Source organism: Bacillus sp. CCNWLW194, from assembly GCF_037120585.1.
GTDB classification, from domain to species: Bacteria; Bacillota; Bacilli; order Bacillales; family Bacillaceae_G; genus Bacillus_A; species Bacillus_A basilensis.
The window spans coordinates 129204-151023 of sequence record NZ_JBBBBL010000006.1; the positions used below are offsets into that span (position 1 = coordinate 129204).

The window sequence follows — 21820 nt, forward strand, 5'->3', positions numbered from 1 at the left end:
TTTCTCCTTTTACTATACAATAAAATTACAGAAAATTCAGTTTATATTTTATGCAACAACTTGAGAAATTTGTAGAACACTCTTTCAAGGTTATATATTCTGACTTACTACTATCATATAATCAATAAAAAAACATCGCCTATTAATAGACGATGTTTCTAATAGTATTGAATTAGTCATTTTTCATATGAATATAAAACCGTATTTCGCCCTCTATAGTAGATATGCCATAGTCAAAACCATGTCTTTCTAAAATACTTTTCACAATTGCTAAGCCTAATCCTGTGCCTGAATGGTCTTTACTACGAGAAGATTCTAAGACGTAAAAAGGTTCCCAAATTTTATCGATATCTTTCATATGTTCAGCATTCATACCATTTTGAATTTGAAAATATACACTTTCATTTTGATCTTCTAAAGTAATTTTTATATTTTGATTTGCTGTATATTTTATCGCATTAGAAATTAAATTTTGAAACACCATTCTCATTTTATTTACATCAGCATAAACAACTACATCGTCAACATTATAGTTCACTTGCAAATCGATTTCCTTCGACTCCAGTTCAATTTTATGCTTATCTAATATACTTTGAACTAGTGATTTAATAGAGAATTCTTCTTTTTGTAACACATCTCTTTCTAGTTTAGAAAATCGTAATAACTCTTCAATTAAGTTTGATATGTGATCAGTCTGTTTAATGATTGTATTTAAGTACGTACCATCATCTAAACCATCTTTTATTCCCATAGAATATGCTTTCACTAACGCGATTGGAGTTTTTAATTCATGTGTCACATCACCTATAAATCGTTTTAAATGTTCGTTTCGATCTGTTAAATCTTCATGCGCTTCATGTAGTTTCTCACTCATGATATTAATACTAGTGGCCAGGTCCCCTATTTCATCATTTGTCTTCACTTTCGCTCGTTCAAATTTCAAACGTGAAATATCTTCTGCAACATTACTTAATTCTTTCAATGGTCTGGTGATTGTTGTTGATAGTATCCATACAAGTAAGATAATGAGAAAAATCGTAATGCCAAAAATGTAAAAATAAAATGAGTTTAGCGTTTTTATCACTTCATTAGAATGTGCGATTGAAACTCCTACTAAAATTAACATATCGTCTTTCGCAATGTATTTCACAAAAAAACTAGATTTAATCTTTTCTTGATCATATATTTTATTCGCTTGTCCGAAGTTCTTTACTTTCATTACTTCTTCTTTTGTAATCCAAAGTTTATTAAGGGCAACTCTTTTCCTTGTAAGTTGCATGCGTAACTCATCATTAATATGATCTTCCGAATTGTTAATTGATGTATACGCAATCGTAACATTCCCTTTATTTTCAATGCTCGTAATTGCTTCATCCAATTGGTCTCTCGGTATGGACTGTATTTGTGCTGTAATACCTTCTAAGCTTTCTCGTGTTTTGTAAATATTATATTTCGGTAAAAGATAGTTAATTAATAATAAAGAAATTGTAAAAATAAGAATAACAGTTAACGAAATACTAAGAAATAGCTTTTTTCCAAGTTTATTCACTCTGCTCCTCCAAACTATATCCTAGCCCGCGGTGCGTCTTTATAATATTTTCTCCTACTTTTTTACGTAATCTTCTTACATGTGTATCAACAGTTCGCTCTTCTCCAAAATAGTCAAATCCCCATACGATATCTAACAATTTTTTACGAGTTAAAATCATCCCTTTATGATTTAAAAAACACTTTATTAATTCTAGCTCTGTTTTTGTAATATCTAATTCTTTGTCATTTTTATAAACTTTATTTTTAGTAAAATCTATTTTCAAATCTTGAACTTGAATGACATCATCGTGCTGTATAAGCTTTTTCGCTCGAGCAATGAGTACACCTGGATGAAATGGTTTTTTTACGTACTCATCTGCCCCGCCTTGAAGCGCTGCTAATTCATCTTCGCTTTCACTTTTCGCCGTAAGCATTAATACTTTTACACTTGAGTTCTTCTTTATTTCCTGACAGACAGTAATACCACTATGATTCGGCATCATCCAATCTAAAATAGCTAAATCAATTTTTTCATCATAAAATATTTGAAGTGCTTCCTCTCCATCTTTCGCTAAGAAAACTTCGAAGCCTTCTTTCTCAAAATAAGCTTTTAAAATCCTTAACATATCCTGTTCATCATCTGCGATTAATACTCTCATGCATTATCCTCCATTGCTTTTAAACAAAAATCAATTGTATTATACAACTTCTTTGTTACATAAATGTGACAGAAAAATATTTGAACTTTTTAAGGGTATAGTAAAAACGAGGTGTTGTATTATGATTAAAAAAATCGGGGTCATTACTCTTCTTTGTTTCTTATTATCAACAAATGTGTTCGCAAATACAAATCAACAAATTGAAGTTTTTGATTGTCAAAAAGAAATGGTCGTTCAAAAACAATCTTTAGATCCAGCTATTCAAAAAGAAGCTGTTCAATACGCTGAATCCATTACTGGCCCATTTAAAAACTTAAACGTCGTCCCAAAAGATGGTCACATGATAAAAATCCCTTTATCTAAACCAGTTTCTATTACAAATCAATGGCTACAAACTACAATTGATGAAGTACTTATTCTTCTACCACTTAACGAAAAACCTTATATTATGCTTTACGACGATGAAAATAATCCACATTTCTATTATGTAAAAGGTGATCCTAAGGGACTATTGAAAGAAATGAATGTTAAATTATAATGTAAGAAAGATCCCATAAATATCATTTGTGGGATCTTTCTTTATCAGTTAGCAACTGCATTTTCATTTAAAAAATGAATAACCTGTCTTTTATGATGGTTATCATGATCTACAAATTCTTTAATAATATATATAAGAGAATACGGCGTTCCAGTATGAGGACAATGTGATACTCCATTGGCAGTTAAAGGTTTCTTTAGATTTTCAGCAGACAGTAATCTAAGTTCTTTTACGAGTAACTCTCTTTTAGCTTTTGCTTCTTCAAGAAGTTTCATCTTAGATATACCGGATTTGGCATAACTAGATGCTAGTTTATTATATGTATCAAAATCAGGGAACTCCATTCCCTTTCCATCTCTCACTGATGATAATGTCTCACGTAATAGATAGTCATCCCAGTTCATAATATGAGATATGATTTCGCCAATAGTCCATTTCCCCTCTGATATTGGTGCCACCCACAATTCCTCTTTCATACCTTTCAATGTATTTATCCAAATTGAATATTCATTGAAATCATTAATAATTTTATTTTCTCCCATCATCCAATTCCCCATTCTAATATCATATTCATATAAATTATAACATCAATCTACACAAAATAGAACAAAAGTTCTGTCGGAGAGATAAATAATAATTCACTACATCCTTTTATATAAGTTCAAATAATGGCTCGCTCCCATATATTTTGTCCCTTTCACAAATCCAATCGAAGTATAAAATTTGTCCCCCTGTACTGTATCTGTATTTAAAACAACAATATTAAAATATTTTTTCGCATCGCTTATAACTCTCACTAATAATAACCTCCCTAATCCTTTCCGGCGGTATTCTTTTGCAATATAAAACCTCCTTAATCAGCTAATCTTATTGTTTTCTGTATATGGACCCTCATTCAGCCCTCCTATTCCAATCAACTTTTTCCCTTGAAAAATGCCATATAAACATTCACCAGTTTTGTTAAATGTGTTTATTTTATTTTCATACTCACTTATTAGTCTTATTAAGAAATTAAATCCTTCTTCTTTACTTTCTTCAACAAGATAATCGTGTTCGTATATCATTAAATCTTCAATTTGTTGAATATGTATGTCTTTCAAGTAAATTCCCCCCTTAATATGAAAATACATAAAAATGCTCAAGAATTATTTATTCTGAGCATTTTTATGATTGTTATCTTATTCAATTCGTAGTATGTGTATTCTTCACTTCAGATGTAAATCGATAATATAGTTGTTTAAGTCTTATTGAACTAAAGCAGCTGTTTGTTTAAATGAATACATTTATAGTGCCTCTCAAATATAATATCAGTTTTTAAATTCACCATTCTTCTCTAACAGGTTCAGGTTCAAGTTAAGTTATAATTTGTTAATCTAAATGTTTATGTAACCACTGTTCAAATATCTTTAACTGTTCTGCAGTATGAAAGTAATGTTCCCCCGTCTCCATGACTTCTAATTCACAACGATGTTTTTTTGTAAAATCGTTAATAGTTTCAAATTCGCACAGTTCATCCTTGGCTCCGTACATAATATATGTATCTATATTCCATGTATTAATAGGATGTTCTTTTACATAGCATAAATAATCCCAATATAACTTTTGACCAATAGGTGTCTCTATAGTCATTTCTTTTTGCAAAAGTTCTGGTGTTACATTAAACCATTTCATCATATTTTCGATAATTCGTTCCATATTAACTACTGGTGATAAAAATACTGCCTTTTCAATCACATCATTTTGATAGGCTAAAAGGCTAAAATAAGCTCCGATACTACATGCAAACACACTTACTTGTTTCCTATGTTCTTTTGCGTAATTCATAATTATAGATAATTCACTAACACAAACCTGTACTTTGCAAGGTGTATTATCATTTGTTCTTTCTCCATGCTCAGGTAAATCAAAACTTAATACTTGATAACCTTTTTGATTAGCTTCTTCAGCTAATTTTTGAATAACTGCATCTTCCTTATTTGACATATTTCCATGTACTGCAATAAAAACTTTTTCACTTTTATCTCCCCATAAAACCGTAGGAATATTACTAATTTTAACATTATCTTTAAGCATATTTTACTCCGTGAAATAAGACATATAGGAATTGGCAAAACTGCACACTTTATAATCCTCTACTCAGTTTTTAAACAAATCAAACTATTACTAATTCATCACAAATGAATTATAATCTCTATACCTCTATATAACAGAGGCTATTTTGAATTTATAATCTTTCTTTTATCACAATTCTTCAGAAGCTACAAGTTCTTTTTTTGATACTGTATTGAACTAATCTGCTCCATTAATAGGAGAAAGATTTTTAAACAATTATATTATTTTTTCAAATGATTTTATTATAAATTAAATACCTTTATTATTTCTGCAAAACAGGTAATATCCCCTTCAACTCCAGTAAATCATCTATCACTATATCTGCCTGGACAAGCTCATCTTCTTGTGCAAAATCAAAATTGCAACCAACTGCAATCAAGCCATTATCTTTAGCTGCGTTTATATCAGATAAACGATCCCCGACTACCGCTGCTTCGTTTATATCATATTTGTTCAAAATACTTTTAACTAAGTCGCTTTTATTAAGTGAGTTTATTTGTTCAATACTGAACGTTTCAGTAATCCATTGATCTAAAGCATAATAAGATACGATTGCTCGTAAATATTCAGTTAAACCATTACTAGCAATATATATTGAACAATTCTTTTCTTTTATATATGTAAAAACATCTTTTACGTTCGGATATAAAGCACCTTTTCCGCTCTTTATGTTTTCAATAAGTCTATCTAAAAAATATGCATCTGTTTGTTCTCTTACTTCAAGAGAATGATTCGGTAATAAAGCTTCCCAAACTTTCGGTAAAGGCACACCCATGATTTCACGATACTTATCAATAGGTGTTACCATATCCCATAATTGTAATGATCTTAAATAATCAAATGTATCATCTAACGATAATTCTAAAATTTTATCTGTTTGAAATAGCGTTCCGTCCATATCAAAAATTAATGCTTGCAACATTTCATTCTCCCCTTTTGTATTACAATACAGTTTTACTTGATATATTTTTAAGCATCTCAACGATAATTTCTGAACAATAATTTGCGGCAGTTTTGGCGAAGTCATCATAGGAAACTTGAGCTTCATCGTCTGCACTGTCAGAAATACATCTTATAACGAGAAATGGTACTTTATTTATATAAGCAACATGTCCAATTGCTGCACCTTCCATCTCTGTACAATGCGGTGCATATTCGTCTATTAATTTCGATTTTTGTTTGGAATCTTCAACAAAACATTCACCGCTGACAATTCTTCCTTCATGAATCTCCATATGTAAACTACTACTATTACATGCAATATGTGCTAACCCTATTAATTCCTTACTTGCGATAAACTCCTCTTGGAACGGGAATAAGTTTTTCATTTGAGTTTTACTTACATCATGATGGGTAACATTCGTTGAAATAACTACATCACCAACTTTTACTTCCGGGTGTAACCCGCCAGCAACACCCGTATTGATGATAGCATCTACACCAAATTTATGAATTAACGTTTGCGTACATGCGGCTGCATTCACTTTGCCTACACCAGAACGTGTAATAATTACTTCTGTTCCCATGAATTCTCCAGCGTAAAAAGGCATTCCCGCGATTGTTTGTTCTTCTTGTACAACTAATTTTTCTAAAAGTAAGTCTATTTCAATTTGCATTGCTCCGATAATACCGATTCTGTTCATGAATGTACTCTCCTTTATTAATTAACTCCTTTAATTCTTTCAGACATAACCGACAATAAAAATTTCGGAAGTACAAGTTGCCTCTTAAATCTTTTCGGCTGTGAAAGTAATCTATACAGCCATTCAGTTCCAGTATCCCTCATTATTTTCGGTGCTCTTTTTACAGTACCAGATATTATATCAATCATGCCTCCGATACCTATAGATAGCGGAATGTTTAATGTTTGTATGTTTTCATAGATAAATTCTTCTTGTTTTGGTGAACCTAGTCCTACTAACAATAAATGCGGTTTGAATTGCTTAATTTTCATTATTACTTCCTCTATTTCTTCACCATTTACAAATCCATGCTGTCCTTTAAACTTTGCTCCTGGGAACTGCTCATTTAATTTTTCTAATGCTTTTTTATTACTTTCTGGCGCAGCTCCAAAAAGAAAGACACGATATTCATTGTCGTTACAATAATTTATTAAATCGTGAGTGATATCTGCCCCAGTAACACGTTCTTTCAAATTTCCTTTTAATATTTTCGAGCCAATTATAACGCCAATCCCATCTGCTGTTATTAAATCCGCAGATAGTAACATCTTTTTAAACTGTTTTGATTTATCCGTATTTTCCTTTGCAGACATAACAATTTCAGGATTTGCAGTTACTACAAACCTTGGTTTCTCTTGTTGTTCATGTAGCCAACCTTTTAATAAGCTTATAGCTTTTGCATATTCTAAAGTTGAAAAAGGTATTCCCTTTATAAGTTGGTGATTCACTATACTCTCCCCTTACATAAGTTGCAAATATACATCAATATCTTTAGAAATTTGTCTAAAAGCTTTATCCCAAAATTCATAGCTCAATATATCTATTTCAAAATGTTTTTTCATAAGTTCTTCCACTGGAAATTTTCCTGTTTCTCGTAAAAACTCTTTATATTTCAAGTGAAAAGTACTTTTACTTTCTTGAGCTATTTTTAATAAACTAAAACTAACTAAATAGCCAAATGTGTATGGATAATTATAAAAAGGAACATCTGCTATATAAAACTGAACATATTTCATCCAAACAAACGGCTGATATTCTGATAATGCATTCCCGTATGCTTTTTCTTGCGCTGCTATAGATAATTTCTCGATTTCATCAGCACTTAAAGGACTTTCTTTACATTTTTCATAAAAGTTCTTCTCAAATTCAAACGATGCTCGAATTGCCATTACATAATTAAAACAGTTTCTTATTTTCCAACTTAACAATGACTTTTTCATATCTATACTATCTGTAGTTTGAATTAGATAATTTATAAGCGTAGTTTCAAAGAAAATAGACGCTGATTCTGCTGTACTCATTGGCAAATAATCATCTAAAAAAGAAGAGGATTGTTCAAAACTCATATTATAAAAATGCCAAGCGTGTCCTAGTTCATGAGCAAGTACTCTTACACTATCGATACTGCCGTCATAACGCATAGAGATTCGTGATTCTTTCTCACTAAAAAAAGGAGCACAAAATCCACCTGGTGGTTTATCCTCTCGCGGTTCCGCATCTACCCAACCACTTTCTATCGCATTACGTGCAAATTCTGCTAATTCTTTATCTATATTTTTTAATGCATCGTATATGTTTTGTACTGCTACTGAAAAAGGAATAATAACCTCATTATTTTCCTGTACTGTCATAAGTTCATGCCATGTGATCGAAGCTCTGCCATTCTTATACACATTTAAAGCACTAACTAATTTATCTAGATTTTCTTCTGTCGCATTCCACATTTGTAATATTACAGTTACTGAAATACCATTCGCATGAAGCGACCCTGCTAAAATCTCTCTATCTTCTAATTCATTACTCTTTGTATTACGCAATCTTCCTATTTGATTTAATACAGTAGCAAAAATTTCTTTTTCCTTATGTAAAGCACATGTTAATGACTCGAATACTTCTAGTCTTTCCTTTTCATTATCACTATTCATTGCAATATGATTTGCTTGTCCAAATGATAATTGCTTATTATTGTGCTCTATTTCTATCCTATTCCTTAATTGTATGTACATGTTTTCCCACGCATGAAGTTCATCTTTTATTAACCTAGTATTATCGGTAATTTCCACTTCACTTTGTAGTATTACTTGCTGCACTTCACTTTTTAATTCCTTTACTTTCACAGTCAATCTAGTAATATCCGATACAACACTTTCTTTAGCCGATCGACAGTACAAATAGTATTCTGCTTTTTCAATAGCTTGTATAAGTTTTGAAAGAATCCCTATATCTTTTGTTACAAAAAATTGTTCTTTCAACTCCAATATTGGAGATAGGATATCCTCATTCGAATACAATGAATTTAACTCCCACCTAGCAATTTTATACATTTTTATAGCCACCTCCTATTTTTACAAATAGTTACAGATATCTCCCGTAAAACAATTATATATGAGATAACTAAATTTTAACATCTTGAAATATTTAGATTTTCACAAACAAAAGACTTCAACACACAAAAAAGATGATTCTGTTCAAGACAGAATCACCTTTTTAACATCTTATATTTAGCATTTTCATGCTAATTTATATATTTAGTAACTGCTTTTTCTTCGCATTAAATTCATCTTCTATAATAACGCCCATATCTAATAATTCCTTAAATTATTTTAGCTCATCTGCTACAGAAGTAGTAGCATTACCTTGAAGAAAAAAAGGATTGATCAAAAGATCAATCCTTTACTCTACTTCATTTAAGAAAAATAGCGTTATAACGCCAGGTCCTGTATGTGCTCCGATTGCTGCACCAATTGTATTTACGATAAATACTTCACAGCCAAATCTTTCCGTAATTAATGCTTTTAACGCTTCAGCTGTTTCTAAGTCGTCGCCATGAGTCAGTGCGATTGTTTGAGCTTTAAGGTCTTTACCACGCTCTTCCATAATATCTACAATTCGGCCAAGTAATTTCTTTCTCCCTCTTACCTTTTCAAGTGGTACAAGTTTTCCATCTTCTACGTTTAAGATTGGCTTAATGTTTAGTAAACCACCGATAAAACCTGCTACTTTACCTAAGCGCCCGCCCCTAACAAGGTACTGCAAGTCAGCTACAGTGAAGATATGTTCCATGTGATTCATTAGAAAATCAACACGCTTTAAAATATCTTCTTTCGATGCACCGTCTTTCGCCATTTTAGCAGCTTCTAAAACAACAAGCCCTTGACCAAGCGAAGCACATTTTGTATCGATAATTTCTAAATCTAAATCAGCATATGTTTCTTTTACTTCCTCTTTAATGACAACTGACGATTGATATGTACCAGACAGTTCAGATGAAAAAGCTAAATATATACAAGGATTACCTTCTTTTGCATAAGAAACAAATTTTTCTTGGAAAGTTTCAAGTGAAGGCAATGACGTTCTATAAACTGCGCCTTCTCTCATTTTTTGCAATAATGTAACTGACTCTAATGTAACTCCATCTAAATACTCTGTTTCTGCTTCATCATAAACACGGAGTGGAATTAAATCAATATCATATGCTTGCAGCAATTCTACCGGTAAATCCGCCGCACTATCCGTAATGATTTTAACACCCATTTTTAAACCTCTATTCTGTTATAAATATAAAATAATAAAATATAAAATAGTACTTTTAAATTATATACGCAAAACATAAATGAAGAAAGGAAAACACTTTATATTATATGCACTATTCTTCAAAACTTGAACTGTTAATAAAAATCACGCCATTTTAACCACTTTTTCCTGAAATTATATTATGTATAATGGAAATAGTAAAAGTTTTCTGAAGGAGGATGCATATGAGTATTCAACTGGCTACATATAATGATTTAGAATGGATTAATAATCAATATGAATCGATAGGGTTTGTACGAAGTGATTTAAAGCGGGATACAGTTGTGATCATTACATACAACAATGAGTACGCAGGTGTTGGACGACTAGTCCAAATAGATGAAGATACTATTGAAATGGGTGGGATTTTTGTTCTTCCTAAATTTAGAGGGCTACAATTAGCTGGGGAACTTGTTTCATTTTTAGTGCAAACTGCGAAAAAATTACAAGTTCAAAATGTATATTGTCTTCCTTTTGAGGAACTAGAAAACTTTTATAAGAAATATGGCTATACTGAGGTTGATACTACGAAAGAAGTTGTCCATCCGATTATTCTAAAAAAATATAATTGGTGTTTAAAACATTATGATAAACATGTATTACTGTTTAAAATGTAAGTTATTCTATAATGGGGGTGGATACACTTTGTGTTACACCTCATGTTTTAACAAAGATTTATCCATTTCATCTATTAAAGGAATTGGTTTTTTAAAGCGATCCATCAGTTGTATTTCATATCTTTCCCAAACGCTTATCAGCAAGCTCATTTACAAACTTGCTAGCATTATTTTTAAGTTTCTCTAATACATTTTCCTGAAGAAATTTTTAACTAATTGATGTAGAGATGATTAATTATCTAATCCGCACCCAAACTTCCTGTTCTTGTAATAATTGCACAGTTAATTCCAATACAAGGTTTTGTATTAACTGATACACGTTATCATGCGGTGTACTTCGTTCCGATATAAATTCAATACATTGAAAAATATAACCTTCTACGAGTAAGCTCCCTTTTTCAATTTTAGATGGATTATTTCCTTTCCTTATTATTTTTGGTAATAAAAATTCTTTTTTTGTTAAAATAATTTCCTGTGACACCTCTTTTATTTCTATAACTTTTTCTTTAAATACCACTTTTTCTCGTAAATTAATTTCACCTTTATATTTCCCTATTTCTATTGGTAATTTCGCAGGTATATAATTATTTACTCCTCCTTCATCTTCCTTATCTAAAATTATTCCGTGTATAGGGATCCACGAAGATGTTCCTACCCAATTCTCTTCCATATTACTTTTTATTTTTTCATTAGAAAGTTCTAAAAGCACTCTCTTTTCATAAAGGTTTGAAGAAACTAAATTACAATTAACATCTCCATGATAATGTTGCACTGTAGTTAATAACTTAGTATCCAATTCATGACCCCTTTCATCTTTTTGATTCCGAAATACAAATACTTCTTGATTTTTCACATTCATATTAGGGAATTTTATAAAACTAGTCACATCTGAAATAATAGAAAATGGGGTTTTTACTACTATTGAACGTACTAATGTCTCTATTTTTGACACTGAATCTTGACGTTTTTTCTTCGACTCTGTTTCTTTACTCTTTTTCTCGGATTTATCTGCTTCTTCTTTTTTTGACTTTGTTTCTTTGCTTTCTTTCTCTGATCCAATTGTTTCTTCTTTTTTTGATTCTGTTTCTTTACTTTTTTTCTCTAATTCAATTACTTCTTCTTTTTTTGATTCTGTTTCTTTATTTTCTTTCTCTAATTCAATTACTTCTTCTTTTTTTGATTCTGTTTCTTTACTTTCTTTCTTTAATTCAATTGCTTTATCTTCTTTCTCTGATTCTGTTTCTTTACTTTCTTTCTTTAATTCAATTGCTTTATCTTCTTTCTCTGATTCTGTTTCTTCAATTTTTCCCTTTTTTCTTATTTCGCGTGAATCATCTTGAACATTCAGCTTTTTCCCTTTATAAACTTTGTTCCATATTTCCTGACCAACCCATGGATTCTTCATCACCATCCCCCCGTCTAATGAAATTCATAAAAATATGTTTTTTGTACGCGACCATTTCATCATTATATATGTTTTATAATAATAAAAAAGACATTGTCTTTTTATCAAAGACAATGCTTTTTTAGTTTTATACTTGTACTTGTTGTACTTGTAAAACTTTTAAAGTAAGATCTAGTACAATTTTTTCACGAAGAGTATCAAATGGTTCGTTTAGGTCTGTTGGACAAGGTGAAAAGTCTAATTCAAAAAATTGAGCGCTAACTAATTCGCAATACGGTTGTTCATTATAAAAAACTGTATTTTCGAAGAAGTATTTGTCTAAACGTGGTAGATCACCATTTTTAGGATTAATAAAGTGAGAAGTAGTATCTGAGGAAGCAGCCACTATAGCTAGTGATAGAAAATCACCAGCTGTTAAATCAGCAAAACCAGAAAATGGAACATTAGCAATGCGGTCATATAGCACTCCATTACACTCGTCATTTGCATATTCAATATTTTTACGAATATATCCTTGTACAAATAACTTTGCTCTTGTAACTCGGCGGTAAGGTGTTCCTGGTACTGGTTCGAATGCTACAGGAACTAACTTACATTGTGTTAAAAATGCATTTTTTAAGATACGTTTAATTTCAACCGCTGGAGGATCTAATGAAATATCAGATTCTACAACAATTTGAATTGTTCTTTCTGCTAATACAACCGGTATTTTTACAATTGGTGCTCCCGGAGTAGTAATTGGCGTTGCAGGTGCATCACTTAATGGTGTTTGGGTTTGTCCTACTACCTGACATGGTACATTAATTGGACATTGTTCACTCATATTTTATAATCTCCTTTATAAAAAATTTAGAGTTTTTCAACTCTCTATACTGTATATGTACTTTTTCTATTAATGCGTGGGTTTGTATCATAGTCACTTTTATCATTTGCAAAATAAGAGATTCATTGCTTCTAGATAGTTAAAAACACATACATTAATATACGTAGCCTATACTGATATCTACCTATATAAAATAGAATTTCTCGACTTTTTTATGATAGAGCTAATTGGTGTTCCAATATTAATTTTTCAAGACTCTTTTATTCTATCTAACAAAGGATACATTTAATAAGAACCATTTACCAACTTAATACTATCCACAAAACAGAACATCACGACTATTGTCCCCTTTTATAAAAAAATAAAAACCGGCTAAAAAAGCCGGTTTTTGTACTCAATAGATTATAAAATCTCCTTATTATTGAACTAATCATTTTATTCTCTAATATTTCCATAGGAGTTTTTAACAATGGTATCGAAACATTCTAGTCATTTGTCTTTCCCTTTTTAAATTCTTTATTTTGTACAACTCTTACAATCTCTGCTCATTCATCTATTATCCACAAAATAAGTATCATACGCCTTATCAAAAACATACCCTAGCTTTTCTGCTAGTTTGGCAGATGTCGTATTCGCTGCATCCCAGTTTGGGTATTTCCCCTTTTCTAAACAATCCAATATTAACGCTGCACTCACTACGGTCGCCAAACCTTTTCTTCTATGGTTCAGATCCGTCGCAACTTCAATTTCTATCCCCTTATCGTAAATACTATACGAGGATGCACCACATATAACTTCTTCGTTATACAAAATGCTATAACCTATACCTCGATTTAAATAATCTTCTACCGATTGAAATTGACTTGTAAAGTCTTTAGAAAGCTTATGTAGTGTAGAATCATTTGCAATATGCTCATCTATTCTTCTTACCTCATATCCTTTCGGAAGTGTTGATATAAAAGATTGTAATTTTGAACGATCAAAAACTTCCGAATTACGTTTGAATTTATAACGTAAAAACTTATCTATTTTTCTTTCAAAAAATGTTTCTAAACGCTTTTTCCACTCTTCACTATTTACGATTACTAACATTCTATCAGAAATGTTATGTAGTAATTCTTCTGTTTCTTTCACATTTGGATCCCCAGCGTAAAATGTGAAAATCCCTACCGTAACTTGCGCTACCGTTGGATTTTCGAGATTATTTACCCAAGCGTTACCCATATGACCTTGTAAATAAGAAAGTAAAACAACGTTATTGAAATCTTCGAACATAGTAACTAATTTTTCTCTTGTCTGTATATTCGCTTCATATATCATTCACATTCCTGCTTTCATTAGAATCAATGTACCTCTACTTTTTTTCATAAGTCCTTTTATTCTACATATAAGCAATCGTCTACTAAATTCCATATAATTATATATTATTCATAAATATAAAATTATTATAACATCTAATCAAAAAAGTAAAATTCACTTTTGCAATTTCAAAATGCACATCTTTATATCTAAATAAAGCCAATTTATTGAAAAACTTTTACACGTATACCAAACCTATCTAAATAACTGTAAGATTAAATGGAGGAGTTCAATTAATGAATTGGTTTAGCGTTGCAGCTGAATTACAGCGTGACTAGCGAAATGATGTTGAAGGCTTTGGAGCTTTACTTGCTAAACATCTTCCAAGTTATCAAAATATCATCGGAAGCTACGTGGGAGCTCAAAAAGAATTTAGTAAATAACACAATCATTAATTAATCTTAATAAAAGTTACTAACAACTATTTACATAGTTAAAAAAGGGCTACTTCAATAGCCCTTTTCTTATTTGCTTTACTAACATTTATATTAACAAAGCAATTTTTTCGTTAATACCATCCAATTCGCATATTGATTAACCCTCATTATCTTGTAAGAGGGTTAATCAATATGAATACGTTATATCTCCTTCTTAGAAGTAAAGGATTCTGTAGCGCCATTTTTATATATTTTAGTCAGGTTAATAATTGACTTGTACGTATTATTGTCATTCTTTATCATCTTTTTCATTTCTTCTATTTCAGCATTACCAGTTCCACTCTCTATTCTCAAACAGTTCGAAATGTTGAGGTATCCACTCGATGCGAAAAGAATAATAAACGTAAGATCTGGGAAATTAATGAACAGTATTCCAAACTTTAAAGGATTCCCAGCCGTATCGGATAAAACTAATTGAAAGTTTAATAGTTCAGGCACTTGAACAAAGTCTTTAGAAACAATCGCTTCCCCAACTATTGTAACCTGCTTCACTGCATTGCCATTTTCATCTGTAAATTCAGTACAACTAGGTGCATCAATTGTTTTTGCTTGCAGTGATAAATTCAATTCTGGATTGTGAAAGTCAAAAAAGAGTGTACTTCCCTCGGTTAAACATTGCGGACAAACATTTCCAAGTAGACTAAAATCCTCTTCAATAAATTTAACTTTCGTTTTACAACTACAAACTTTTCCTATTCGAATTGCATCAATCTTAGAGCAATCTACAAAAATAACCTCATTGTCCTCTTGTACGAAGGATACGATACCATTCCTCTTATTAAATGAAAGAAAATAAGATACAACAATTCCATTTCCTGCTATTACAATACTCTCAACTTTAGTATACGGTTCAAGACTTTGTAAAAATTCACATATACTATTTTGGCAACATCCACAATCACGTTTCGGCTCACAATCCACTTACACTCCATCCCTTCCCTATATGTTTTTATCTAATACATATAATATGAGCGGAGTATAAAAAAGCTTGGACAATATAACTTTAACGTAAGAATTCACACTAAGAACAAGAAATAACACATAATTTTTACTATAAATACATATAACAATTTCATCTTTCATGAAAAAAACGTTATAATGAGGTGTAGCCTCTACGATTACGTTATAAAGGAGATTAAAACAATGGCTAAAATTAAAGTATACCAAGCAAAAGAAGAAAATATGGAAGCAGTAAAAAACATCATTGATGTTGAGGAACAAAATCCAACTGCTGAAAACTTACAAAATCTATATGCATGTGTATTAGAAACTGAAGATATGGCATTGCCTGAATCATACATTGAAGAAGATATCTTAATCGATTCTATGGAAGTTATGGTTAACGCTTCTCAAAGCAAAGTAAGAGACTTAGGTGCATACGATGTAATCGAAGTTCAAAACAAAGGTAAGAAAACACAAATTTTATTACTTGCAGACGAAGAATACGAAATTATCGAAGGCTAATCTAAATCTGTACATACGAAAAAACTCCTTTCCAATTGGAAAGGAGTTTTTTCATTACGCTTTTGATGTTTCGTTCTTATTATTCTTTTGTTGTTTCTTAATTACCATGCGCTCATTTCCCATAAAGAAAATAAATATGAATGCTAAACCAGCTGGCACCAATGCCCACATAAATGTTTGAACAATTGAATTAGAAAGAGCGCTAATAATTTTATCTAATATTTGCGGCGGAATTTGAGATCTCGCCGATTCTGATAAAATAGCTCTTGAATCTCCTAAAGCGTTTGTATTCATTCCTCCGCTCATACCTTTAAATGCTTCTTCTAATTGATCTTGGAAACCTGTTCTTTGGATCATTCCGAAGATTGTAATACCAAGCGTCATTCCTAATGAACGAATGAAATTACTCGTTGAAGTCGCAGATCCGCGCTGTTCCATACCAAAGTTGTGAATAGCTGCCATACTTAGTACAGAGAATGAGAATCCAACTCCAAATCCGATAATAATCATATACACTGTTAATAATGCACGACTTGTTTCTGGCGTTAATGTGCTTAATAAAAATAGTCCAATTAGCATAATAACCGCAGAAATAATCATAATATTTCGGTAGCTAAGTTTTGTCGTTAAAAATCCGCCTAATTGCGCTGTTACGACTGATCCTAACATCATCGGTAAAAGTAATAACCCTGAGTTTGTTGCGCTACCACCGTATACCCCTTGAATGAATAACGGAATATATACAGTTGCTGACATAAACGCAGCACCGTAACATAATGCAATAATGGTACTCATTCCGAATAAACGTTGTTTAAACATTTCAAACGAAATGATTGGTTCTTCTACTTTACGTTCAATAAAAGTAAATGCAATAATTAAAATAGCGAATCCGCCAAATAAACTTAAAATAAAGCTAGAATCCCAGTCATACTTTTGTCCACCAAGTTCAAGCGCAAACATTAACGAAACTACTGCACCAACTAAAGTAATTGCCCCAAACCAATCAATCTTTTGCTTTCTATGAACTCGTGACTCTTTATAAAAGAATGTAATAAAAATAAGTGCTAAAACGCCAAGCGGTAAGTTAATATAAAATACCCAGTGCCAGCTAATATAATCTGTAATATACGCGCCAAGCAACGGTCCAAAAATACTTGATAAACCAAATACTGCTCCGAATAAACCACCCATTTTCCCGCGCTTTTCAGGAGGGAAAATATCAAAAACGATAGTAAATGCTATTGGTACTAATGCCCCGCCGCCGATACCTTGAATCGCACGATAAATACCTAACTGTGTAATGTTTTCAGCTGTACCACAAAGTGCCGAACCAATCATAAAGACGATTAAACCGAAAATAAAGAACCTTTTTCTACCATACATATCTGATAGTTTACCGAATATCGGCATACCTGCCATTTCTGCGACCATATAGGCAGAAACGACCCATACAAAGTTTTCAAGGCCTCCTAAGTCACCAACAATCGTTCCCATCGCTGTTACGACAATGGTATTATCCATTGATGCCATTAAAATACCTAGCAATAAGCCCGCCACAACAAAGCCGAGCTTATTATTCTTCTCAACCATAACCTTGCTCTCCCTCGTACTACTTATATTTGTTTATGTTCTTTTACGACTGCATTACCCTTTTGATTAAAACTAGTATGATATTCTACAACACTAATTTCACAACCAGGGCCAATTGTAACATTGTTTCCTCTCACTACTTCAGCAATCGTATGTTCTAAATATATATCATCTCCTTCAACAATTGAAGTTTGGAGGTTTCCAACATGACTAGTAAAAGGAAGAAATCTCGCTTTTTTACGAATAGTAATTTTTTTACCACCAATTTCTCTTACCTTACTTCCTTCATAACGAAGTGAGATTTGAATATTTTCAGCATTTAGTAATCCATCACTTTCAAGACCACCAGTTAATGATAAATCTTCTACTTCAATATCTCCCTTCACATTTAAAGCACCTTTTACATCGACAAGATCACCTGAAAACTTTCCTGCAATATCTATCATACCTCTAACTTTTGTTTTTTTAATATGTGCATCACCATGAATTTGTGTATTACCATATACTTTTACATATTCCGCATCTACATTTCCTTGTACTTCGCTATCTCCATACACAACATAATTTTTCACTTTCATATCACCGCGTACATCACTCGTACCATACGTTTTAAATTCATTACAACTCATAGCATTCGTAATCGTTCCTTCACCGCGAATCTTCACTTCATTATAATCTCCACCTGCTGAATTACCGGAACCATTTACTGTGAGACTATGTGGATGTTCCATATTACTTACTCCCTCCCATTAAACCTGCTTAATTTCTTTTACATTTGCGCTTTTATCAACAGTAAGCTCACCGGTATATTCAATCAGTTCAATCTCACAGTTCGGTCCTACTGTAACATTACCTCCTCTTACCGTTCTTATGTGAGCATAATCAATATCAATATTGTCACCTTCAAGCAGCTCAGCTTCTAACTGCAAGCCAAATACTGTTTTAAATAGCCTACTAAATGTACCTGATCTATGTCTTACTTTAATCGTTTGACCACCAATTTCTTTCGCTCGACATGTACCGTGAATATTAATATTTATTTCATCGGCGCTTAATAATCCACCAATTGTAAATTGTCCTTCTGAAGAAAAAGTATCCACTTCACAATTACCATCAATTGTCGCTTGACCATTGACTTTAAATTCTTCACCAGTGACATTTCCACCTATCGTACCTTTTCCTGCAATTTTCAAACTGTTTGCTTTCACATCTTGCGTAATTGTTGCTTTCCCATCAATTCGCATCTTTTCTGCAAGTACTGTACCATCGACTTTACCTGATCCACTAATTCTTGCATTGCTGCTTTTCAAGTTTCCAGTAACGGCACCGTAACCATTACATTCAAATTGCTCACATTCAACATTTCCATTCACAGTTCCTTTTCCGTTTAATTGCACTTTATGAAACTCGCCGCCATTCGATGAACCGTAACCATTTATAATCAAATTATCTGTACGCATACTTTCTCCTCCACTACAACAATTTAGTTTTTAATGCTTCGGTATATTTCATAATCGCTTCGCGTAAAACGATTTTGGTTCCTTTTTCAAAAATTAAATCATCCACGTTTGAAACTAAGAAACATGTAGAAATCCCTAACTTTCGGACAATGATTAAGTCACAAGTTTTATGTTTAATTGCTTCATAATTTTCACGTAAAACTTGCAAGACCATTTTGCCTTCTTCTAAACTAATCTCTCCCGATTGTAGTAATTCTTCTAACATGTACACATAAAGAATATTTACAAATTGAAACTCTGTTGTTTTATTCGTTTGTTCTATGAAGAATTGTAAAACTGGCTCTGATGCAATCCCCTTACGTAAAATGTCTTCCTTTGTTAAAAGAATTTCTCTCACACTCGGTGAAAACATATTCGCTAGTTCATCAAGTGATAGGTCCTCTTTCATCGTTTGGATTTTATCAATTCGCTCTAAAATCTTTTCTTTCGGAAAAAATGTCTCCTGACCCGTGAAAGTAGACTTTCGTACAAACCAATCTTCCGGTATTAAATTTTTTCTTTTCCACCTATATAACTGTCCGTATGAAATACCAGTAAGTTCTAATAAATCTTTTTTTGAAATTAATTCTGTACTCAACTGTATAACACTCCTTCCTGATAACAATGTAACATAACACTGTTACGTTGTAAATGGACTTTTATCACAAGTAGCGTAACAACGTGTAAAACAACCCTATTTTACATACAAAAAAGGCCCTTACACATCTCATAAAAAATGCATAAGAACCTTTATCTATCAAGGTTTAAACCATATTTTATAAAAATCAATCCACCCTTGTGAATTAATCATTATATTTTGTACTTTTTCGTGAGAAGTTACTTGTTGTTTGTTACGGTATAAAGGGATAACTTGAATTTGACGTAACAAAGTCTCCTCAATATCGCGTAACAGTGTAACTCTTTTCTCTACTTGTTCTTGTTTAAAATAAGGGGACAACGTTTTATGAAAATCCATGTTGCTTTGCCCATGAATAAAACTGTTTTTTGTAAGAAACATATATAGCAAACTATCTTCTATTCGTTCGCTAATTGTTGCGCTATCATGCATCATATCAGCCTTTTGTATCGTACTTATTTCTAACAGATCTTCTATTTCAAGAAAATTATTTTCTACACGAATTCCGTACTTCGCACACTCTTTTTGTATCCATCGCGCATCTTCAACATGATCTTGTCCTGTAAATGTGTAAAGTTGTAGCACTTCATAATGATACATACTCTCTTTAATTAAACTTTCTACCTCCTCCTCAATCTCTACTATGCTGTCACTAGCTAATAGTAGTTCCTTTGCCACTTCTCCACGTTCCCCACCAAGTTCTTTAATGATTGCATGGCCATGAATGATTTTATATAACGCTTTTCGGAACAGCTCATCTTGCATTGGTCCTTCTTTTGCAAGATTACATGTTATATATGTCACATTCGACTCAAGTCGAGACAACTCTTTATTAAGATTTTCTTTATCTTTATACTGCGCCTTTACTAACACGTCATATGTATTTACATTTTGCTCCACATTCAATAGTTCAATTCGGTCAAGAAAAGATCTTTCTCGATAATATAAATCATGTACTTCTAATACAAATAAATGTTCATTCTTTTCGCGTAATTTAAAAGGGCCTGTTCCAATGAGGTTTTCCGCTTCATCTTCATTTACGATAGAACACTGTTCTGAACTTAGCATATGTAAAAATATGCCATTTTCTGTATGTAATTGAATTTCAATAATATATTCATCTACTGCGCGGACGCTTTCAATATGTTGTAACATCCACGCGTGTGGATTATTTTCAGCTTTTATAAATCGATTTAGTGAATGTATAACATCATGTGCAGTAAGTTGTTTTCTATTATGAAAGTGTACTCCTTTTCGTAAATAAAACGTCCATATCTTTTCAGCATCATTATATTCCCAGTGAAAAGCAAGTCTTGGTTCTATATAGTTTGATTGCTCATTTACATATACGAGCGTATCAAAAATATGTTTTACCATATGACATTCTGAACGCATTGTAGCGTAGACCGGATCTAATGCAATATCTAAATTCATTTGAACCTGCAAACGAAGGACATCTCTTCTCCCTTCGGATGTCCTTTCTATTTTATGACCAAATATTGAATCTACCCAAACTTCATACTCTTTCTTTACTGACGGAAATTGTGAGCTGTAGCGCTCCACAAATGAAATTCCGCTTTTCACATCCCCTTTTCTCGTTATCTCTTTTCCTTTAGCTAAAATCAATGGTATCGGTTGCTTTTGAAATATTAGTTTAGAACGATTCCCTCTCCCGCGACCTGGAAACCAAACGATCCAATTTAACTCATGTAATTTTTTTATAATTAATTTACTATTACGCTCTGTACAAAATAATGTTTCGGATATATTTTGCACTGTTATTTCTAATTGTTCTCCTTCTTTTTTCCCTTTCCCATAGGCAATCCATAGCTCAATGTATTGATCTAAAATAAACATCATATTCCCCCTAAAAGGTGAAAAATACTCCCTATTCT

19 protein-coding genes and 4 pseudogenes are annotated in these 21820 nt (G+C 32.0%); 4 read left to right on the forward strand and 19 right to left on the reverse strand.

The window, feature by feature from the left end; translation table 11 throughout:
- Positions 1-172 precede the first annotated feature (172 nt).
- Complete coding sequence (locus V7S50_RS15500; RefSeq protein ID WP_242252967.1) at positions 173-1549, reverse strand: sensor histidine kinase; 1377 nt, start codon at positions 1547-1549, stop codon at positions 173-175.
- On the reverse strand, positions 1542-2189 hold the full coding sequence (locus V7S50_RS15505) for a response regulator transcription factor (RefSeq protein WP_242252966.1): 648 nt from the start codon (positions 2187-2189) through the stop codon (positions 1542-1544). The genes V7S50_RS15500 and V7S50_RS15505 overlap by 8 nt, the downstream gene beginning before the upstream one ends.
- A gap of 121 nt (positions 2190-2310) precedes the next feature.
- On the opposite strand from V7S50_RS15505, the gene V7S50_RS15510 reads away from it, so the two are divergent.
- Positions 2311-2727: a hypothetical protein gene (locus V7S50_RS15510; protein ID WP_242252965.1), complete on the forward strand. Its 417-nt coding sequence runs from the start codon at positions 2311-2313 to the stop codon at positions 2725-2727.
- A gap of 44 nt (positions 2728-2771) precedes the next feature.
- On the opposite strand, the gene V7S50_RS15515 is transcribed toward V7S50_RS15510, so the two are convergent.
- From V7S50_RS15515 to V7S50_RS15550, 8 genes and pseudogenes are all read right to left on the reverse strand, one after another.
- On the reverse strand, positions 2772-3269 hold the full coding sequence (locus tag V7S50_RS15515) for a DinB family protein (protein WP_063221498.1): 498 nt from the start codon (positions 3267-3269) through the stop codon (positions 2772-2774).
- A 99-nt stretch (positions 3270-3368) separates the two neighbouring features.
- A pseudogene (locus V7S50_RS15520) lies at positions 3369-3827 on the reverse strand (GNAT family N-acetyltransferase).
- A 268-nt stretch (positions 3828-4095) separates the two neighbouring features.
- Positions 4096-4800 (reverse strand): alpha/beta hydrolase, encoded by a 705-nt coding sequence (locus tag V7S50_RS15525; protein ID WP_242252964.1) that lies wholly within the window; start codon positions 4798-4800, stop codon positions 4096-4098.
- Positions 4801-5101: 301 nt separating this feature from the next.
- Positions 5102-6482: pseudogene (locus V7S50_RS15530) on the reverse strand (5'-methylthioadenosine/adenosylhomocysteine nucleosidase).
- A 17-nt stretch (positions 6483-6499) separates the two neighbouring features.
- Positions 6500-7249: a WecB/TagA/CpsF family glycosyltransferase gene (locus tag V7S50_RS15535; protein ID WP_242252961.1), complete on the reverse strand. Its 750-nt coding sequence runs from the start codon at positions 7247-7249 to the stop codon at positions 6500-6502.
- A gap of 12 nt (positions 7250-7261) precedes the next feature.
- Positions 7262-8845 carry a M3 family metallopeptidase gene (locus V7S50_RS15540; protein WP_242252959.1) on the reverse strand — a complete coding sequence of 528 codons (1584 nt, stop codon included), beginning with the start codon at positions 8843-8845 and terminating at the stop codon, positions 7262-7264.
- A 196-nt stretch (positions 8846-9041) separates the two neighbouring features.
- Positions 9042-9155, reverse strand: a pseudogene (locus V7S50_RS15545) (SHOCT domain-containing protein); the annotation flags it as partial.
- Positions 9156-9194: 39 nt separating this feature from the next.
- The gene (locus tag V7S50_RS15550; protein ID WP_242252958.1) at positions 9195-10055 is read right to left on the reverse strand and encodes a DegV family protein; all 861 of its coding nucleotides are present in this window, start codon (positions 10053-10055) and stop codon (positions 9195-9197) included.
- 224 nt (positions 10056-10279) lie between these two features.
- Between V7S50_RS15550 and V7S50_RS15555 the strand changes: the two genes are divergently transcribed.
- Entirely contained in the window at positions 10280-10711 is a 432-nt protein-coding gene (locus V7S50_RS15555; RefSeq protein ID WP_242252957.1) for a GNAT family N-acetyltransferase, read from the forward strand.
- Between the two features lie 235 nt (positions 10712-10946).
- On the opposite strand, the gene V7S50_RS15560 is transcribed toward V7S50_RS15555, so the two are convergent.
- From V7S50_RS15560 to V7S50_RS15570, 3 genes are all read right to left on the reverse strand, one after another.
- On the reverse strand, positions 10947-12116 hold the full coding sequence (locus V7S50_RS15560) for a BC_2427 family protein (protein WP_242252956.1): 1170 nt from the start codon (positions 12114-12116) through the stop codon (positions 10947-10949).
- 127 nt (positions 12117-12243) lie between these two features.
- A complete protein-coding gene (locus tag V7S50_RS15565) occupies positions 12244-12939 on the reverse strand; it encodes a CsxC family protein (RefSeq protein ID WP_001294998.1) in 696 nt (231 codons plus the stop codon).
- Between the two features lie 549 nt (positions 12940-13488).
- Positions 13489-14259: a GNAT family N-acetyltransferase gene (locus V7S50_RS15570; protein WP_242252955.1), complete on the reverse strand. Its 771-nt coding sequence runs from the start codon at positions 14257-14259 to the stop codon at positions 13489-13491.
- 257 nt (positions 14260-14516) lie between these two features.
- Between V7S50_RS15570 and V7S50_RS15575 the strand changes: the two are divergent.
- Positions 14517-14681 (forward strand): annotated as a pseudogene (locus tag V7S50_RS15575) (isochorismate family cysteine hydrolase YcaC); the annotation flags it as partial.
- 195 nt (positions 14682-14876) lie between these two features.
- On the opposite strand, the gene V7S50_RS15580 reads toward V7S50_RS15575, so the two are convergent.
- Complete coding sequence (locus V7S50_RS15580) at positions 14877-15656, reverse strand: BC_2878 family exosporium-associated protein (protein WP_242252954.1); 780 nt, start codon at positions 15654-15656, stop codon at positions 14877-14879.
- A 222-nt stretch (positions 15657-15878) separates the two neighbouring features.
- On the opposite strand from V7S50_RS15580, the gene V7S50_RS15585 reads away from it, so the two are divergent.
- Complete coding sequence (locus tag V7S50_RS15585) at positions 15879-16199, forward strand: hypothetical protein (RefSeq protein ID WP_063221509.1); 321 nt, start codon at positions 15879-15881, stop codon at positions 16197-16199.
- Between the two features lie 54 nt (positions 16200-16253).
- Here V7S50_RS15585 and V7S50_RS15590 read toward each other — a convergent pair whose 3' ends face one another.
- The 5 genes from V7S50_RS15590 to V7S50_RS15610 form a co-directional block, all read right to left on the reverse strand.
- The gene (locus V7S50_RS15590; RefSeq protein WP_242252952.1) at positions 16254-17789 is read right to left on the reverse strand and encodes an MDR family MFS transporter; all 1536 of its coding nucleotides are present in this window, start codon (positions 17787-17789) and stop codon (positions 16254-16256) included.
- Positions 17790-17812: 23 nt separating this feature from the next.
- On the reverse strand, positions 17813-18520 hold the full coding sequence (locus V7S50_RS15595) for a cytoplasmic protein (RefSeq protein ID WP_242252951.1): 708 nt from the start codon (positions 18518-18520) through the stop codon (positions 17813-17815).
- Between the two features lie 18 nt (positions 18521-18538).
- On the reverse strand, positions 18539-19249 hold the full coding sequence (locus V7S50_RS15600; protein WP_242252950.1) for a polymer-forming cytoskeletal protein: 711 nt from the start codon (positions 19247-19249) through the stop codon (positions 18539-18541).
- Positions 19250-19262: 13 nt separating this feature from the next.
- Positions 19263-19886, reverse strand: a complete 624-nt coding sequence (locus tag V7S50_RS15605; protein WP_242252948.1) for a YhbD family protein — start codon at positions 19884-19886, stop codon at positions 19263-19265.
- Between the two features lie 159 nt (positions 19887-20045).
- Positions 20046-21782, reverse strand: a complete 1737-nt coding sequence (locus tag V7S50_RS15610; RefSeq protein ID WP_242252946.1) for an SgrR family transcriptional regulator — start codon at positions 21780-21782, stop codon at positions 20046-20048.
- Positions 21783-21820 lie beyond the last annotated feature (38 nt).

Coding starts and splice junctions, on each gene's coding strand:
- V7S50_RS15505 (WP_242252966.1), bottom strand. CDS start 2,189: ATGAGAGTATTAATCGCAGATGATGAACAGGATATGTTAAGGATTTTA.
- V7S50_RS15510 (WP_242252965.1), top strand. CDS start 2,311: ATGATTAAAAAAATCGGGGTCATTACTCTTCTTTGTTTCTTATTATCA.
- V7S50_RS15515 (WP_063221498.1), bottom strand. CDS start 3,269: ATGGGAGAAAATAAAATTATTAATGATTTCAATGAATATTCAATTTGG.
- V7S50_RS15525 (WP_242252964.1), bottom strand. CDS start 4,800: ATGCTTAAAGATAATGTTAAAATTAGTAATATTCCTACGGTTTTATGG.
- V7S50_RS15540 (WP_242252959.1), bottom strand. CDS start 8,845: ATGTATAAAATTGCTAGGTGGGAGTTAAATTCATTGTATTCGAATGAG.
- V7S50_RS15550 (WP_242252958.1), bottom strand. CDS start 10,055: ATGGGTGTTAAAATCATTACGGATAGTGCGGCGGATTTACCGGTAGAA.
- V7S50_RS15555 (WP_242252957.1), top strand. CDS start 10,280: ATGAGTATTCAACTGGCTACATATAATGATTTAGAATGGATTAATAAT.
- V7S50_RS15560 (WP_242252956.1), bottom strand. CDS start 12,116: ATGAAGAATCCATGGGTTGGTCAGGAAATATGGAACAAAGTTTATAAA.
- V7S50_RS15565 (WP_001294998.1), bottom strand. CDS start 12,939: ATGAGTGAACAATGTCCAATTAATGTACCATGTCAGGTAGTAGGACAA.
- V7S50_RS15570 (WP_242252955.1), bottom strand. CDS start 14,259: ATGATATATGAAGCGAATATACAGACAAGAGAAAAATTAGTTACTATG.
- V7S50_RS15585 (WP_063221509.1), top strand. CDS start 15,879: ATGGCTAAAATTAAAGTATACCAAGCAAAAGAAGAAAATATGGAAGCA.
- V7S50_RS15590 (WP_242252952.1), bottom strand. CDS start 17,789: ATGGTTGAGAAGAATAATAAGCTCGGCTTTGTTGTGGCGGGCTTATTG.
- V7S50_RS15595 (WP_242252951.1), bottom strand. CDS start 18,520: ATGGAACATCCACATAGTCTCACAGTAAATGGTTCCGGTAATTCAGCA.
- V7S50_RS15600 (WP_242252950.1), bottom strand. CDS start 19,249: ATGCGTACAGATAATTTGATTATAAATGGTTACGGTTCATCGAATGGC.
- V7S50_RS15610 (WP_242252946.1), bottom strand. CDS start 21,782: ATGTTTATTTTAGATCAATACATTGAGCTATGGATTGCCTATGGGAAA.